The sequence below is a fragment of the Cellulomonas denverensis genome (genome assembly GCF_012396125.1).
Lineage (GTDB): Bacteria > Actinomycetota > Actinomycetes > Actinomycetales > Cellulomonadaceae > Cellulomonas > Cellulomonas denverensis.
Genome location: NZ_JAAXOX010000003.1, coordinates 440,618 through 455,593, shown reverse-complemented (window position 1 = coordinate 455,593; position 14,976 = coordinate 440,618). Strand labels below are relative to the sequence as shown.

The window sequence follows — 14,976 nt, the reverse complement described above, 5'->3', positions numbered from 1 at the left end:
CGCGTCACAGTCAGACCTCGCCGAACCCCTCGTCCACCGCGCCGATGAAGGCGTCCACCGCGGCCCGAGCCTGCGGCCCGGTCGCCGACAGGGTCAGCGTCTGCCCCTGGGTCGCACCGAGCTGCATCAACTCCAGCACACTGGCCGCGTTCACGCCGTTGACCTGCACCGCGGCATCGAACCCGGCCATCATCCGGGACAGGATCGCGGCCGGACGGGCGTGCAGCCCGAGCGGGTTGCGCACGGTGACCTGGCCGGAGATCGCCCCGGGGTCCTCCGCCGCGGGGGCGGGTGCCTCGGCGGCCGGCGCCGCAGGGGGCTCGGCAACCGGGGCACCGCCGGCGCGTTCGGCCGCGGACTGCACGGCGTCCAGCCCGGCGCCCCCGGCGGCCTCGACCGCCGCGACCACCGCGCCCTCGACCAGCGGGGCCTCCGCCAGTCGCACCCGGGCCGCCACGTCCTCGTCCAGCAGCTCCAGCACCATCTCGGTGGTGAGCACCGCCGAGCCGAGGTCGGTCAGCACCAGCACCTGCCGGTCCTCGGCGGCGGCCTGCTCGATCGCCTCAGTCACCAGGTCCACCGAGGTGCCCAGCCCACCGGCCGGGTCACCACCGGCGGGCACGATCGTCACCCCGGGTGCCATCTGCCCGGCCAGGTCGCGCAGCCCCTCGGCGATCAGTGCCGAGTGCGAGACCAGGACCAGGGCGACCCCCGCGGTCATGCGGCGGTCTCCGCGGCCGCTTCCAGGATCAGCGCGGTCGAGGTGGCACCCGGGTCCTGGTGCCCCACCGACCGTTCACCCAGGTAGGAGGCCCGGCCCTTGGTGGCGAGCATCGGCACGGTCGCCTCGGCACCGGCCCGGGCGGCCTCGGCGGCGGCGGCCAGCACCGCCGCCGGGGACGCACCCTGATCGGCGGCCGACACCGCGGCCTCCACCGCCGGGGTCCAGGCGTCCACCATGGTCTTCTCCCCGGTGGTCGCCTTGCCGCGCGCCACGATGCCCTCCAGGCCGGCCTCGAGCAGCGCCACCACCGCCTGGGCGTCCAGCTCCGGCACCCCGGTGACCTTCGCGGCCCGCAGGTAGGCGGTCCCGTACAGCGGACCGGCCGCGCCGCCGACGGTGGACATCAGGGTGGTGGCGACCAGCTTGAACACCGCACCCGGGTCCGCCGGCGGCTCGTCGAGCCCGTCCAGCTTGGCCACCACGGCGGTGAAGCCCCGGCTCAGGTTCTCCCCGTGGTCACCGTCCCCGATCTGCCGGTCGAGCTCGATCAGCTCCTCCCGGTGCTCGGCCACCACCTGCGCGGTGCGCCGAATCCACGCCACCGCCCAGTCCGTACCCAGGCTCTCCGCCATGCTCCGTTGCCACCTCTCGCGACGCCGCTGACCCTGTTGTCCGGCTGTACGTCACCAATGCAACGCGGGCGTGGTGACCGGCGCATCCCAGAGCGCGGTCAGCTCGTCGTCCAGCCGGAGCACAGTGACCGAGGCGCCCTGCATCTCCAGTGATGTCACATAGTTGCCGACCAGCGACCGGGTCACCGCGACCCCGCGCTCCTCCAGCAGCTTGCGAGCCTGACGATAGACGACGAACAGCTCACTCAGCGGCGTGCCACCCATACCGTTGACGAACAGCAACACGTTCTCGCCCGAGGCCAGGCCCAGGTCCTCGACCACCGGGTCGAGCAGCATCCGGGTGATCTCGTCCGCCGGGGCGAGCGGGATCCGGTGCCGGCCCGGCTCGCCGTGGATGCCGATCCCGATCTCGATCTCGTCCTCGGGCAGGTCGAAGGACGGCTTGCCGGCGTGCGGGACGGTACAGGCGGTCAGCGCCACGCCCATCGAGCGCACGTTGTCGATCACCTTCTGCGCCACCGCGGTGACCGCATCCAGGTCGTCGCCCCGGGTGGCGGCGGCACCGGCGATCTTCTCCACCGCCACCGTGCCCGCCACGCCGCGGCGGCCCGCGGTGTACAGCGAGTCCTCGACCGCGACGTCGTCGTTCACGATCACGGTGCGGACGGTGATGTCCTCGGCCTCGGCCAGCTCGGCGGCGGTCTCGAAGTTGAGCACGTCGCCGGTGTAGTTCTTCACGATCGCCAGCACACCGGCGCCGGCGTCGGCGGCCGCGATCGCCGGGGCGATGGCATCCGGGGTCGGGGAGGTGAACATCGCGCCGGGCACCGCGGCGTCCAGCATCCCGGCACCGACGAACCCGGCGTGCAGCGGCTCGTGCCCGCTGCCCCCACCGGAGACCAGGCCGACCTTGCCGGCGACCGCACCCCCGGCCCGGCTGACGAACAGCGGATCGGTGTGCATGGTGACCAGGTCGGCGTGGGCGAGCGCGAAGCCCTCCACCGACTCGGCGACGACGTTCTGCGGGTCGTTGATGAGCTTCTTCACGGCCGAGTCCTTTCCGCGGGGACAGCAGACGGCGTCGTCTGCTGTCCCCACAGTCGCGGCGGTTGCCCGGCGCGTCAAGGAGGAAACGTGCACTAGGTGTGCACGTTCGTTCAGGCGCGCCCGAACAGCACCCGCGCCTCCGCGACCAGGAAGATCGACCCGGTGACGATCACCCCGGCGCCACGCTCCACCCCGCCCTCGGCGAGGTCGCCGGCCAGGGTCACGGCATCGTCCAGCCGCTCACGGATGTGCACCCGGTCCTCGCCGAAGACGTCCACCGCGATCTCGGCCAGGTCGTCCACCTCCATCGAGCGATCCGACGCCGCCCGGGTGATCACGATCTCGGCCAGTGCGGGCTCCAGCGTCGCCAGGATGTTCTCCGCGTCCTTGTCGCCCATCACGCCGATCACCCCGACCACCCGCTGGAAGGCGAAGGCCTCGTCCAGCGCGGCGACCAGCGACTCGGCACCGGCCGGGTTGTGCGCCCCATCCACGATCACCGTCGGGCTGGCGCGCACGATCTCCAGCCGGCCCGGGGAGTCGACATCGGCGAAGGCCGCCTCGACCACCCCGCCGTCCAGCGCGCCGCCGCCGGCCATCAGGGCCTCGGTCGCCGCCAGCGCCGCCAGCGCGTTGTGCGCCTGGTGCGCGCCGAACAGCGGCAGGAAGACCTCGGTGTAGATGCCACCGGTGCCGCGCAGGGTGAGCAGCTGCCCGCCGACCGCGATCTGCCGGTCCAGCACCTCGATGTCCACGCCCTCGCGCACCACCCGGGCACCCCGGGCCGCCGCCTCGCCGAGAATGACCGCCTCGGCCTCCTCCTGCTGCTCGGCCAGCACCAGGGTCGCGCCGTCCTTGATGATCCCGGACTTCTCGCCGGCGATCTCCACCAGGGAGTGCCCCAGCCAGCGCTCGTGGTCGTGCGCCACCGGCGTGATCACCGCGACCTCGCCGTCCACCACGTTGGTGGCGTCCCAGCGGCCACCCATCCCGACCTCGATCACCGCCACGTCCACCGGGGCGTCGGCGAAGGCGGCCAGCGCCATCACCGCGAACACCTCGAAGAAGCTCAGGCCCGGGCGGCCCTGCTCCTGCTCCCGCACGTCCACCATGTGCACGTAGGGCGCGACGTCCTGCCAGGTCGCCACGAAGTCCTGGTCGCTGATCGGCTCGCCGTCGATCGCGATCCGCTCGGTCACCCGGCTCAGGTGCGGGCTGGTGAACCGCCCGGTGCGCAGTCCGTGCTCGCGGACCAGCCGCTCGATCATCCGGGCGGTGGAGGTCTTGCCGTTGGTGCCGGTCACGTGCACCACCCGGTAGGCGCGCTGCGGGTCGCCCAGCAGCTCACAGACCTGGCGGACCCGGTCCAGGGTGGGGTCGATGTCGTGCTCCGGGCGGCGTTCCAGGATGCCGGCGTAGACCTCGTCGGCCTCCCGCCGGGCCTGGGCGGCCAGGGCGTCCGCGTTCGGCTTGCTCATGCGCCCACCTTGGCCACGGTCACGGTCAGCTCGCCAGCGGTGCCGACCGACACCGAGGTGGACAGGGTCTCCCGGGCGATGAAGTCCCGGTGGGTCTCCACCGCGGCCCGGTCCTGCTCCGGCACGCCCAGGGTGAGCGCGATCCGGTCGGACACGTCCAGGCCGGCCGCCTTGCGGGCGTCCTGCACCGCACGCACCACGTCCCGGGCGTAACCCTCCGCCAGCAGCGCGTCGTCCAGCCGCAGGTCCAGCAGCACGAACCCGCCGCCGGGCAGCACCCCGGCCGCCAGCCCTTCGCCCCCGGCCATGTCGATGGTGGTGGACAGCTCGTACTCGGTGGGCAGCAGCGGCACCGGCCCGTCGTCGGTGCTGACGACCACCTGGCCGTCGGCGTCCACCGACCACGCGCCCGACTTGGCGGCCTTGATCGCGGCCTGCACCCCCCGGCCCAGGCGCGGACCGGCGGCCCGGGCGTTCACCGCGAGGTTCTGCCGCACATCCAGGCCGGCCTCCTCGATCGTGGTCAGCCGGACCGCCTTGACGTTCAGCTCCCCGGCCAGCAGGTCGGTGAACGGCGCCAGCGCGGCCGGGTCGGCCACCGCCACCCGCAGCTCGTGCAGCGGCTGGCGCACCCGCAGGCCATGCGCCTTGCGCAGGCCCAGTGCGGCCGAGACCGCCTCGCGCACCGCGTCCACCGCGGCGACCAGGTCGTCGGCCGGGGCCAGCGCCAGGTCGTCCGCTCCGCCGTCGCCGAGCACCGGCCAGTCGGTCAGGTGCACCGAGCGGCCACCGGTCAGCCCGCGCCAGACCTCCTCGGTCAGCAGCGGCGCCAGCGGGGCCATCACCCGGGTCAGGGTCTCCAGCGCGGTCCACAGCGTGTGGAACGCCACCGGGTCCTCGGCCCAGAACCGGTCGCGCTGGGTGCGCACGTACCAGTTGGTCAGCAGGTCCAGGTGCTGGCGGACCGTCTCGCAGGCGCCGGGCACGTCATAGGCGTCCAACTGGGCCGTGACCTGCTCGACCAGGGTGCGGGTCCGGGCCAGCAGGTAGCGGTCCATCGTGCTGAGCTGGTCGTCCGGGGTGACCCGGCGGGCGGCCACCGGCGTCTTCGCGGCATTGGCGTAGAGCGCGAAGAAGTACCAGGTGCTCCACAGCGGCAGCAGCACCTGGCGGACCTCGGAGCGGATCCCCTCCTCGGTGACCACCAGGTTCCCGCCGCGCAGGATCGGCGAGGCCATCAGGAACCAGCGCATCGCATCCGACCCGTCCCGGTCGAAGACCTCGGTCACGTCCGGGTAGTTGCGCAGCGACTTGGACATCTTGCGGCCGTCCGAGCCGAGCACGATGCCGTGCGACACGCTGGTCAGGAAGGCCGGCTTGTCGAACAGCGCGGTGGCCAGCACGTGCAGCAGGTAGAACCAGCCGCGGGTCTGCCCGATGTACTCCACGATGAAGTCGCCCGGGTAGTGATGCTCGAACCAGTCGGTGTTCTCGAACGGGTAGTGCACCTGGGCGTAGGGCATCGACCCGGAGTCGAACCACACGTCGAAGATGTCCTCGATCCGGCGCATGGTCGCGCGGCCGGTCGGGTCGTCCGGGTTCGGCCGGGTCAGCTCGTCGATGAACGGCCGGTGCAGGTCCGGCTCGCCGTCGTCGTTCACCGGCAACCGCCCGAAGTCGGCCTCCAGCTCGGCGAAGGAGCCGTACACGTCCACCCGCGGGTACGCCGGGTCATCGCTCACCCAGACCGGGATCGGCGTGCCCCAGAACCGGTTCCGGGAGATCGACCAGTCCCGGGCACCGGCCAGCCAGTTGCCGAACTGGCCCTCCTTGATGTGCTCCGGCACCCAGGTGATCTGCTCGTTCAGCTCGACCATCCGGTCCCGGAACTGGGTGACCCGGACGAACCAGGAGGACACCGCCTTGTAGATCAACGGGTTCCGGCAGCGCCAGCAGTGCGGGTAGGAGTGCACATAGGACGCCTGGCGCAGCACCCGGCCCTCCGCCTTCAGCCGCTGGCTGATCGGCCGGTTCGCGTCGAAGACCTGCTCCCCGGCGACGTCGGTCACGAACGGCAGGAACCGGCCGCCGTCGTCCACGCTGAGCACGGTCGGGATGCCCGCCGCCTCGCACGCCTCGGAGTCGACCTCGCCGTAGGCCGGGGCCAGGTGCACCACACCGGTGCCGTCCTCGGTGGTGACGAAGTCGCCGAGCAGCACCTGCCAGGCGTTGGCCTGGTCGTCCCGATCGGCCAGATAGTCGAACAACCGCCGGTAGCGCAGGCCGGCCAGCTCACGGCCCGGCAGCTCCCGGGTCACGGCGGCCCGGGCGGCCTCGACGTCGTCGTAGCCCAGGTCCTTGGCGTAACCGGCCAGCAGGTCCGCGGCCAGCAGGAACGGCCCGTCCCCGGCGGTGGTCCCGTTCGGCCCGGCGGGCAGCACCGCGTAGGTCACGTCCGGCCCCACCGCGAGCGCCTGGTTGGTCGGCAGCGTCCACGGCGTGGTGGTCCAGGCCAGTGCGGACACCCCGGCCAGGCCCGCCGCCTCGGCCGCCTCACCGATGAACGGGAAGGAGACCGTCAGGGTCTGGTCCTGCCGGTCCTGATAGACGTCGTCGTCCATCTTCAGTTCGTGGTTCGACAGCGGGGTCTGGTCGTGCCAGCAGTACGGCAGCACCCGGTAGCCCTGGTAGGCCAGGCCCTTGTCGTAGAGCTGCTTGAACGCCCAGATCACCGACTCCATGTAGGTCGGGTCCAGCGTCTTGTAGTCATGCTCGAAGTCCACCCACCGGGCCTGCCGGGTGACGTACTCCTCCCACTCCCGGGTGTAACGCAGCACCGAGGACCGGCAGGCCTCGTTGAAGGCCTTGATCCCCATCTCCTCGATCTGCGACTTGTCCGTGATGCCGAGGATCCGCTCCGCCTCCAGCTCGGCCGGGAGACCGTGGGTGTCCCAGCCGAACCGGCGCTCCACCCGGCGGCCGCGCTGGGTCTGGTAGCGCCCGACGATGTCCTTGGCGTAGCCGGTCAGCAGGTGCCCGTAGTGCGGCAGGCCGTTGGCGAACGGCGGGCCGTCGTAGAACACGAACTCGTTCGCGCCGTTCTCCCCCGCCGGGCGCTGGTCGATCGAGGCCTGGAACGTGCCGTCCTGCTGCCAGTAGTCGAGCACCTGCTGCTCCAGGGCGGGCAGGTCCGGGGAGGCGGGCAGCGCGGCGGCGTCGGTGGGCTCGTCGCGGTGCATCGGGTAGGCCATGACGGCGCTCTCCTGTGGTCGGCGGTTCAGCGGGGCCACGGGGACGACACCCGGGCGACTGCCGTCGCCGGGAACCGCGGTACCACCCCGCTTGCCGACCCGCCCGAGGGCGCCCGACCACTCATCACGGCTGTGACGGGCCTACCCGTCCGGTTCTACTGGGGCCGTGCGGCCCGTTCTTCCGGAGGCTCCCCGGTGATGGCCGGATCGGTGCCTGTGCCGGACATGGTAGCCCGGCCGCGCCTCAGGCGGTCACCGGCGGCAGCGCCGACCACGGGAAGGTGATCCACTTCGCGGTGCGGCGCCAGACGAAGTCCGGCGACACGATCGAGTGCGGCTTGGCGTACAGCACCACCGTGCGCGCCTCCTCGCAGTGCTTGGCGACGATCTTCTGCACCAGTGCCAGGGTCTCCCCGGTGTCCGCGACGTCGTCGACCACCAGCACCCGGCGGCCGACCAGCGCGTCGGTGTCCAGGAACGGCGGCAGCACCTGCGGCGCGGCCAGCCGGGCGTCCACCCCGGTGTAGAACTCCACGTTCAGCGCGTCGCAGGCCTTCAGCCCGAGCGCGTAGGACAGCGCACCGGCCGGCAGCAGCCCGCCACGGGCCACCGCGATCACCACATCCGGCGCGAAGCCCGAGGCCACCACCTCGCGGGCCAGCTCGCGGGCCGCCTCGCCGAAGGTGTCCCAGGTCAGGATCTCGCGATCCTCGGGAAGGTCCTGTCCCACTGCGGCCTCGGCGATCGTCATGTGCCGATGCTAGACGGCCCGCGGTGCGCCCAGGATGGGACCGGCCTGCGACCATGGGGCCCATGTCCCCGCGCCGCCCGCTCGTCCTGCTCGACCTCGACGGCACCCTGACCGACTCCGCCCCCGGCATCCTCGGCTCGATCCGCGACACCTACGCCCAGCTCGGCATCCCGGTCCCCGCCGAGGACGTGCTGCGCGGCTTCGTCGGACCCCCGCTGCACGAGAACCTGCTCGGCCACGGCGTCCCGGCCGACCGGCTGGACGAGGCGGTCGCCGCCTACCGCCGCTCGTACGCCACCGGCATGTTCGACAACGCCGTCTACCCCGGCATCCCCGCCGCCCTCGCCGACCTGCGCGACGCGGGCGCCCGGCTGATCGTCGCCACCTCCAAGCCGGAGCCGTTCGCGGTGCGGATCTGCGCGCACCTGGACCTGACCCGCCGGGTGGACGCGATCGCCGGTGCCTCGATGGACGGCCGTCGCGGCAGCAAGGCCCAGGTCGTCGCCCGGGCACTGGCCATGGCCGGGCTGGACGCGCACGGCCCCCGGATCATGGTCGGCGACCGCGAACACGACGTGCACGGCGCCCGGGAGCACGGCATCGCCACGATCGGCGCCGGCTGGGGCTACGCCGCCCCCGGCGAACTGGCGGCCGCCGGGGCGTTCGCCGTCGCCGACCACCCCGGCGACCTCGCCCGGACGGCGCTGGCAGCCCTCGACCACCGGGGCTAGCGTCGGAGCCCGCATAAGGGAGGGCGACCCATGGCCGACGTGGTCTGTGATCTGGCAGTGTCCCTGGACGGCTTCGTGGCCGGTCCGGGCCAGGACCTGGAACATCCGCTGGGCGAGGGCGGTGAACTGGTGCACCGCTGGCAGTTCGAGGCCGCCGAGGAGAACGCCACCGAACTCGCCGCGATCGTCGACGCCGGTGCCTACGTGATGGGCCGCAACATGTTCGGCCCGATCCGCGGCCCCTGGGAGTCCGCCGACCCGTGGGACGGCTGGTGGGGCGACGAACCCCCGTACCACGGCCCGGTGTTCGTCCTCACCCACCACCCCCGGCCCGACCTGGTGATGGCCGGCGGCACCACCTTCCACTTCGTCACCGACGGGCCCCAGGCCGCCCTCGACCGCGCCCGGGCAGCCGCCGGGGACCGGCACGTGTCGATCTGCGGCGGGGCGTCCACGGTGCGCCAGCTGATCGACTCCATCGACGAGCTCCGGCTGCACGTGGCGCCGGTGCTGCTGGGTGCCGGGGAGCGGCTGTTCGACGGGGTGGCGGCGGTGGACCTGGTGCCGGTGGCGGCGCGGGCGACGGAGCTGGTGCTGCACACGACGTACCGGCGGCGGGCCTAGCCCTTCGCGGTCTGGGTGTTCGACACCTGCGCCCGGGGCCGGACCACCAGCGTGTCGATGTTCACGTGGTGCGGCCGGGTCAGCGCGAAGGCGATCACGTCGGCGATGTCCTCGGCGACCAGCGGCTGGTACCCGGCGTAGACCTGGGCCGCCCGCTCCGCGTCGCCGCCGAACCGGTTGAGCGAGAACTCCTCGGTGGCGACCGCACCGGGGGCGATGTCGATCACCCGGACCGGCCGGCCGATCAGTTCCAGCCGGAGGGTGGTGGTGAGCATCCGCTCGGCGTGCTTGACCCCGGTGTACCCGCCGCCGCCCTCGTAGGGGCCGATCGCGGCGGTGGAGGTGACGACCAGGATGTCGCCGCGGCCGGAGGCCTCCAGCAGCGGGAGCAGGGCCTGGGTGATCCGCAGGGTGCCGAGCACGTTGATGTCGTACATCCGCTGCCAGTCGGCGGGGTCGGCCTGGGCGACCGGTTCGAGGCCGAAGGCACCGCCGGCGTTGTTGACCAGGCTGGTCAGTCCACCGGTGGCCGCCAGGTGTGCGGCGAGCCGGTCGACGTCGGCCTGGACGGTCAGGTCGGCGGCGAAGGCCTCGGCGCCGGTCTCGTCGGCCAGGGCGGCCAGCCGGTCGGCGCGGCGGGCGACGGCGACCACCTGCCAGCCCTCGGCGCGCAGCCGGCGGACGGTGGCGGCGCCGATGCCGGAGGAGGCACCGGTGACGACGGCGCGGAGGGTGGGGGTGCTGGTCATGGCGGTGCCTTCCTGCCTGGGTGTGGAGCAGGTCCGACCCTACGACCACCAGCAGGTCCGGCGTAGGCTGGTCGTCGGACCGAGCCGGATCGTGGCCCGGATGCCGCCGCCCGGTGAGTGGGCGACGCGACAGGACGCCGGATGCGCGTCCGACCCCTTCGTCGTTGTCCCGCGTCCCCCTGGGAGTCCGTTCCGTGCGCATCCGCCCGGCCCTTGTCGTCCTGCCCGTCGTCCTCACCCTGGCCGCCTGCGCCGGTGGCGACTCGGCCGCCACCCCGTCCGACACCACCGGCACCACCTCGTTCACGCCGGTGACCGTCGACAACTGCGGCACCGAGGTCACGGTGGACGCCGCGCCGGAGCGGATCGTGACGATCAAGTCCACCGCCACCGAGCTGCTGCTCAGCCTGGGGCTGGCCGACCGGATGGTGGGCACCGCCTTCGCCGACGGCCCGCTGCCCGAGGATCTGGCCGACGAGGCCGCGGACATCCCGGTGCTGTCGGATCAGGTGCCCGGCCAGGAGGCGCTGCTGGCGGTGCAGCCGGACTTCGTCTACGCCGGCTGGGAGTCGAACTTCAGCGCGGACGGCGCCGGGGAGCGGGACGGCCTGCAGCAGCTCGGGATCGGCACCTACGTCTCCCCCGCCGCGTGCAAGGAGCCGGAGTACATGCCGGACCCGCTGACCTTCGACGGGCTGTTCGACGAGATCCGGGAGACCGGCTCGCTGTTCGGGGCCACGGACCGGGCCGAGGAACTGGTCGCCGAGCAGCAGGCCGTGCTGGACGCGGTCACCCCGGCCGAGGACGGCACCACCGCGCTCTGGTACTCCTCGGGCACCGACACCCCCTACGTCGGGGCCGGGATCGGCGCGCCGCAGATGATCATGGACGCCGCCGGGCTGACCAACATCTTCGCCGACGTGCACGACACCTGGACCTCCGCCGGGTGGGAGCAGATCGTCGCCGCCGACCCGGACGTGATCGTGCTGGTGGACGCGGACTGGAACACGGCCGAGGCGAAGATCGACCTGCTGGAGTCGAACCCGGCCACCGCGCAGCTGACCGCGGTGCAGCAGCAGCGCTACCTGACCCTGCCGTTCCCGGCGACCGAGGCCGGGGTGCGCAATGTGGACGCCGTGGTGTCGCTGACCGACCAGCTCGCGGATCTGAACGGCTGAGATGACCGCCCTCGCCCCCACCGTGCCGCCGCCGGTGCGCCGCCGCGCCCCGCTGGCCATCGTGCTGCCGGCCGGGCTGGCGCTGCTGGTGGCCACGATCCTGGTCTGCGTCACCATCGGGCCGGCCGACCTCGGTGTGGCGGACGTGGCGCGGTCGATCGCCGGTCACCTGGGGCTGCCCACCCGGGGGCTGCCGGTGCTGTCGGACGCGATCGTCTGGGAGCTGCGGCTGCCCCGGGTGCTGACCGCCGCGGCGGTGGGGGCCGGGCTGGCGCTGGCCGGTGCGGTGATGCAGTCGCTGACCCGCAACCCGCTGGCCGACCCGTACCTGCTCGGGCTCTCCTCCGGGGCGTCGCTGGGGGCGGTGGCGGTGCTGATCCTCGGGGTGTCGCTGCTGCTGCCGGTGGCCGCCTTCGCCGGGGCACTGGCGGCGCTGATCGCGACGCTGTCCCTGGCCCGGGTCGGTGGCACGCTGACCCCGGGCCGGGCGGTGCTGGCCGGGCTGGCGGTGTCGCAGCTGGCCGCGGCGGGGACGTCCTTCGTCATCTTCTGGTCGGCGAAGGGCGACTCCTACCGGGAGATCCTGAACTGGTTGCTCGGTTCGCTGGCCGGGTCGACCTGGCAGAGCGTGGCGATCGCCGGGATCGCGGTGCTGGCGGTGGGCACGGTGCTGGTGCTGTCCGCCACCCGGCTGGACGCCTTCGCCTTCGGGGACACCGCGGCGTCGGCGCTCGGCATCGACGTCGACCGCACCCGCTGGACCCTGATGACGCTGGTCGCGCTGCTCACCGGGGCGATGGTCGCGGTGTCCGGCTCGATCGGCTTCGTCGGGCTGGTGCTGCCGCACGCGGTCTCCGCGCTCACCGGCCCGGCACACCGGCGGCTGCTGCCGGTGGTGGCGGTGACCGGCGCGATCTTCCTGGTCTGGGCGGACACCCTGGCCCGGACCGTCTTCGACCCGAGGGAGCTGCCGGTGGGGATCGTCACCGCGCTGATCGGGGTGCCGGTGTTCGCGGTGCTGCTGCGCCGCCGGAGGGGGAACGCATGGACCTGAGCATCGACGGCGCCGGGGTGCGGCTCGGCGGGCGCTGGGTGGTCGACGGCGTCGACGCCACTCCCCCGCCCGGCGCGCTCACCGGGCTGCTCGGCCCGAACGGCGCGGGCAAGTCCACCCTGCTGCGCCTGATCGCCGGGCTGCTGGCACCGGAGGCCGGCGCGGTGCTGGTCGACGGCCGGCCGGTGCACGACCTGCCACGCCGGGACCGCGCCCGCCGGATCGCCCTGCTGGAGCAGGAGTCCAGCTCCACCGTACCGCTCACCGTCCGGGAGGTGGTCGCCCTCGGCCGGATCCCGTTCCGCACGCTGTGGGGCGCCGACGCCGGTGCCGGCGAGGACGATCCGGTCGAGCGGGCGCTGCTCGCCACCGGCGCCGCCCACCTGGCCGACCGGCCCTGGGACGCCCTGTCCGGCGGCGAGCGGCAGCGGGTGCACATCGCCCGGGCCCTGGCCCAGGAGCCCGAGCTGCTGCTGCTCGACGAGCCGACCAACCACCTGGACGTGGCCGCCCAGCTCGCGCTGCTGCGCTTCGTCCGGGACCTCCACCGCACCACGGTCGCCGCGCTGCACGACCTCAACCTGGCGGCCGCCTACTGCGATCACGTCCTGGTGCTGTCCCAGGGTGTGCTGGTCGCGGCCGGCGATCCCCGGGACGTGCTCACCCCCGAGCTGGTCGCCCGGGTCTACGGCGTGCCGTGCGAGGTGCTGACCCATCCCTTGACCGGCCGGCCGGTGATTGCCTTCGGCGATGCCCCGGTCGCGGCACCCCGAGGAGTCCGATGAAGCTCACCGTGCTGTCCGGCGGCGTGGGCGGCGCCCGGTTCACCCGCGGCCTGCTGGCCCACCTGGCCCGGACCGCGCCCGGATCGCAGGTCACCGTGATCGCAAACACCGGCGACGACATGTGGCTGCACGGCGTGCGGGTCTGCCCGGATCTGGACACCCTGATGTACACCCTGGGCGGCGCCGTGCACGAGGAGCAGGGCTGGGGCCGCCGGGAGGAGTCGTCCCGGGTGTCCGCCGATCTGGCCGCCTACGACGTGGGCTGGGAGTGGTTCACCCTCGGCGACCTCGACCTGGCCACCCACCTGGCCCGGACCCAGTGGCTGCGCGAGGGACTGACCCTGTCCGAGGCGACCGCGCGGCTGTCCGCCCGGTGGCGCTTGGCCGAGCAGGGCGTGCGGCTGCTGCCGATGTCCGACCAGCCGGTGGAGACCCATGTCGAGGTCGACGGCGGGCTGATCCACTTCGAGGAGTGGTGGGTGCGGCACCGGGCCGCCCTGCCCGCCCGGCGATTCGTGCAGGTGGGGCTGGACCGGGCCAGCGCCGCCCCTGGGGTCCTGGCGGCGATCACCGACGCGGACGCCGTGCTGCTGCCGCCGTCGAACCCAGTGGTGTCGGTCGGCACCATCCTCGCCGTGCCCGGCATCCGGGAGGCCGTGCGCGCGACCCGGGCGCCGGTGGTCGGCGTCTCCCCGATCATCGGTGGCGCGCCGGTGCGCGGGATGGCCGCCGAGTGCCTCGCCGCGATCGGGGTCTCGGCCACCGCCGAGGGCGTCGCCCGGCACTACGGCCTGCGGGAGCGGGGCGGGGTGCTGGACGGCTGGCTGGTGGACACCGCGGACGCCGCCACCGCCGAGTTGCTGGCCGCGGACGGCTGGCGGAGCGCGGCGACCGACACCCTGATGCGGGACGTGCCGGCCACCGCCCGGATCGCCGCGGAACTGCTGGCGCTGGCCGGGCGCTGACTCAGTCCCAGGGCAGCACGCGCAGCACCGGCCACGCCCCGTCCGACCAGGTGGCGAGCACGGTGCCCGTGACCCCGCCGACCGGGTCGTGCCAGGTCCGCCCGGAGACCCCCGCGTCGTAGCCCTCCAGCAGGACGGTGTCCGACTCCGCGCCGAGCCAGAACCCGCGCCCGTAGCGCATCCCCTCGTCCGGCACCTCACTGACCGGCTCGATCAGCGTGGCCAGGGTGCCCGGCGACACGATCCGGCCGGCCAGCAGCGCCGGCCAGAACGCCGCCAGGTCCGCCACCGTGGTGACCGCCCCGCCGTCGCCGCTGCCCCGCACCGGCAGGTGCAGCACATTGCTGCGCAGCCCCTTGCGCTCCAGGTAGCCGCGGGCGACGTCACCGGGCAGTGCGTCGGTGCGCGGGTAGCCGCTGCCGGTCATCCCGGCGGGCCGGAACACCCGCTCGGCGACCAGGTCGTGGAACGGGGTGCCGGACACCCGCTCGGCGATCAGCGCCAGCAGGACGAAGCCCCCGTTGTTGTACCGGAACCCGGCCCCGGGCTCGGCGACCTGCGGCCGGCCGTCCAGCAGCGGCAGGTAGGCCTCGGTCCGGTCCAACCGGTGCACCGGCAGCTCCAGCACGTAGTCGGTGATCTCGCCCTCGGACTCGTCCAGGTAGTCGCCGATCCCGGAGGTGTGCGACAACAACTGCTCCACGGTCACCCGGTCATCGACCAGCGGCAGGTCGTCGCCCAGCACCGGGCGCACCCGGTCGCCCCAGCGCAGCAGGCCCCGGTCGATCAGCGACCCGACCGCCAGCGCGGTGAAGCCCTTCGCGATGCTGGCTACCCCGCACCGGTGCTCGACGGTCAGCGGGATGCCGTGCGCACGGTCCGCCTGGCCGTAGGCGCGGACGAAGGCGGGGGAACCGGGGCGGTCCAGCCGGATCACCCCGCTGAACCCACTGTCCCGGGCGGCGGCATCGAGGTCGGCGCTCATGGCCCCGACCGTACGGGGCGCC

The 14,976-nt window shown here is 73.5% G+C and carries 14 protein-coding genes; 6 read left to right on the top strand and 8 right to left on the bottom strand.

All coding sequences use genetic code 11. The features are described from left to right. Positions 1–10: 10 nt before the first annotated feature. The 6 genes from dhaM to HGA03_RS08910 form a co-directional block, all read right to left on the bottom strand. Positions 11–721, bottom strand: coding sequence for a dihydroxyacetone kinase phosphoryl donor subunit DhaM (gene dhaM, locus HGA03_RS08935; RefSeq protein ID WP_168629884.1), 711 nt, complete (start codon positions 719–721; stop codon positions 11–13). After that, positions 718–1,356, bottom strand: coding sequence for a dihydroxyacetone kinase subunit DhaL (gene dhaL / locus HGA03_RS08930; protein WP_168629883.1), 639 nt, complete (start codon positions 1,354–1,356; stop codon positions 718–720). The genes dhaM and dhaL overlap by 4 nt, the downstream gene beginning before the upstream one ends. A gap of 51 nt (positions 1,357–1,407) precedes the next feature. Further along, complete coding sequence (gene dhaK / locus HGA03_RS08925; protein ID WP_168629882.1) at positions 1,408–2,403, bottom strand: dihydroxyacetone kinase subunit DhaK; 996 nt, start codon at positions 2,401–2,403, stop codon at positions 1,408–1,410. A gap of 110 nt (positions 2,404–2,513) precedes the next feature. Then, a complete protein-coding gene (locus HGA03_RS08920) occupies positions 2,514–3,881 on the bottom strand; it encodes a bifunctional folylpolyglutamate synthase/dihydrofolate synthase (RefSeq protein WP_168629881.1) in 1,368 nt (455 codons plus the stop codon). Next, positions 3,878–7,132, bottom strand: a complete 3,255-nt coding sequence (gene ileS, locus HGA03_RS08915; RefSeq protein WP_168629880.1) for an isoleucine--tRNA ligase — start codon at positions 7,130–7,132, stop codon at positions 3,878–3,880. The genes HGA03_RS08920 and ileS overlap by 4 nt, the downstream gene beginning before the upstream one ends. Positions 7,133–7,376: 244 nt before the next feature. Continuing rightward, positions 7,377–7,883 (bottom strand): phosphoribosyltransferase, encoded by a 507-nt coding sequence (locus HGA03_RS08910; RefSeq protein WP_168629879.1) that lies wholly within the window; start codon positions 7,881–7,883, stop codon positions 7,377–7,379. Between the two features lie 62 nt (positions 7,884–7,945). Here HGA03_RS08910 and HGA03_RS08905 point away from each other — a divergent pair, with 62 nt between their 5' ends. Next, positions 7,946–8,614, top strand: coding sequence for an HAD hydrolase-like protein (locus HGA03_RS08905; protein ID WP_168629878.1), 669 nt, complete (start codon positions 7,946–7,948; stop codon positions 8,612–8,614). Between the two features lie 30 nt (positions 8,615–8,644). Then, positions 8,645–9,238: a dihydrofolate reductase family protein gene (locus HGA03_RS08900; RefSeq protein ID WP_168629877.1), complete on the top strand. Its 594-nt coding sequence runs from the start codon at positions 8,645–8,647 to the stop codon at positions 9,236–9,238. Here HGA03_RS08900 and HGA03_RS08895 read toward each other — a convergent pair. After that, on the bottom strand, positions 9,235–9,987 hold the full coding sequence (locus tag HGA03_RS08895) for an SDR family oxidoreductase (RefSeq protein WP_168629876.1): 753 nt from the start codon (positions 9,985–9,987) through the stop codon (positions 9,235–9,237). The genes HGA03_RS08900 and HGA03_RS08895 overlap by 4 nt on opposite strands. A gap of 194 nt (positions 9,988–10,181) precedes the next feature. Here HGA03_RS08895 and HGA03_RS08890 point away from each other — a divergent pair, with 194 nt between their 5' ends. From HGA03_RS08890 to cofD, 4 genes are read left to right on the top strand one after another with little or no spacing between them, the layout of a single operon-like run. Beyond that, positions 10,182–11,165, top strand: a complete 984-nt coding sequence (locus HGA03_RS08890; protein WP_373307705.1) for a putative F420-0 ABC transporter substrate-binding protein — start codon at positions 10,182–10,184, stop codon at positions 11,163–11,165. 1 nt (position 11,166) lies between these two features. Then, positions 11,167–12,219: a putative F420-0 ABC transporter permease subunit gene (locus HGA03_RS08885; protein WP_168629875.1), complete on the top strand. Its 1,053-nt coding sequence runs from the start codon at positions 11,167–11,169 to the stop codon at positions 12,217–12,219. Continuing rightward, positions 12,210–13,004 (top strand): putative F420-0 ABC transporter ATP-binding protein, encoded by a 795-nt coding sequence (locus tag HGA03_RS08880; RefSeq protein WP_168629874.1) that lies wholly within the window; start codon positions 12,210–12,212, stop codon positions 13,002–13,004. Before HGA03_RS08885 ends, HGA03_RS08880 begins: the two co-directional genes overlap by 10 nt. Next, positions 13,001–13,969 (top strand): 2-phospho-L-lactate transferase, encoded by a 969-nt coding sequence (cofD, locus tag HGA03_RS08875; protein ID WP_168629873.1) that lies wholly within the window; start codon positions 13,001–13,003, stop codon positions 13,967–13,969. Before HGA03_RS08880 ends, cofD begins: the two co-directional genes overlap by 4 nt. A gap of 1 nt (position 13,970) precedes the next feature. On the opposite strand, the gene HGA03_RS08870 is transcribed toward cofD, so the two are convergent. Next, positions 13,971–14,954: a serine hydrolase domain-containing protein gene (locus HGA03_RS08870; RefSeq protein WP_168629872.1), complete on the bottom strand. Its 984-nt coding sequence runs from the start codon at positions 14,952–14,954 to the stop codon at positions 13,971–13,973. Between the last annotated feature and the right edge of the window lie 22 nt (positions 14,955–14,976).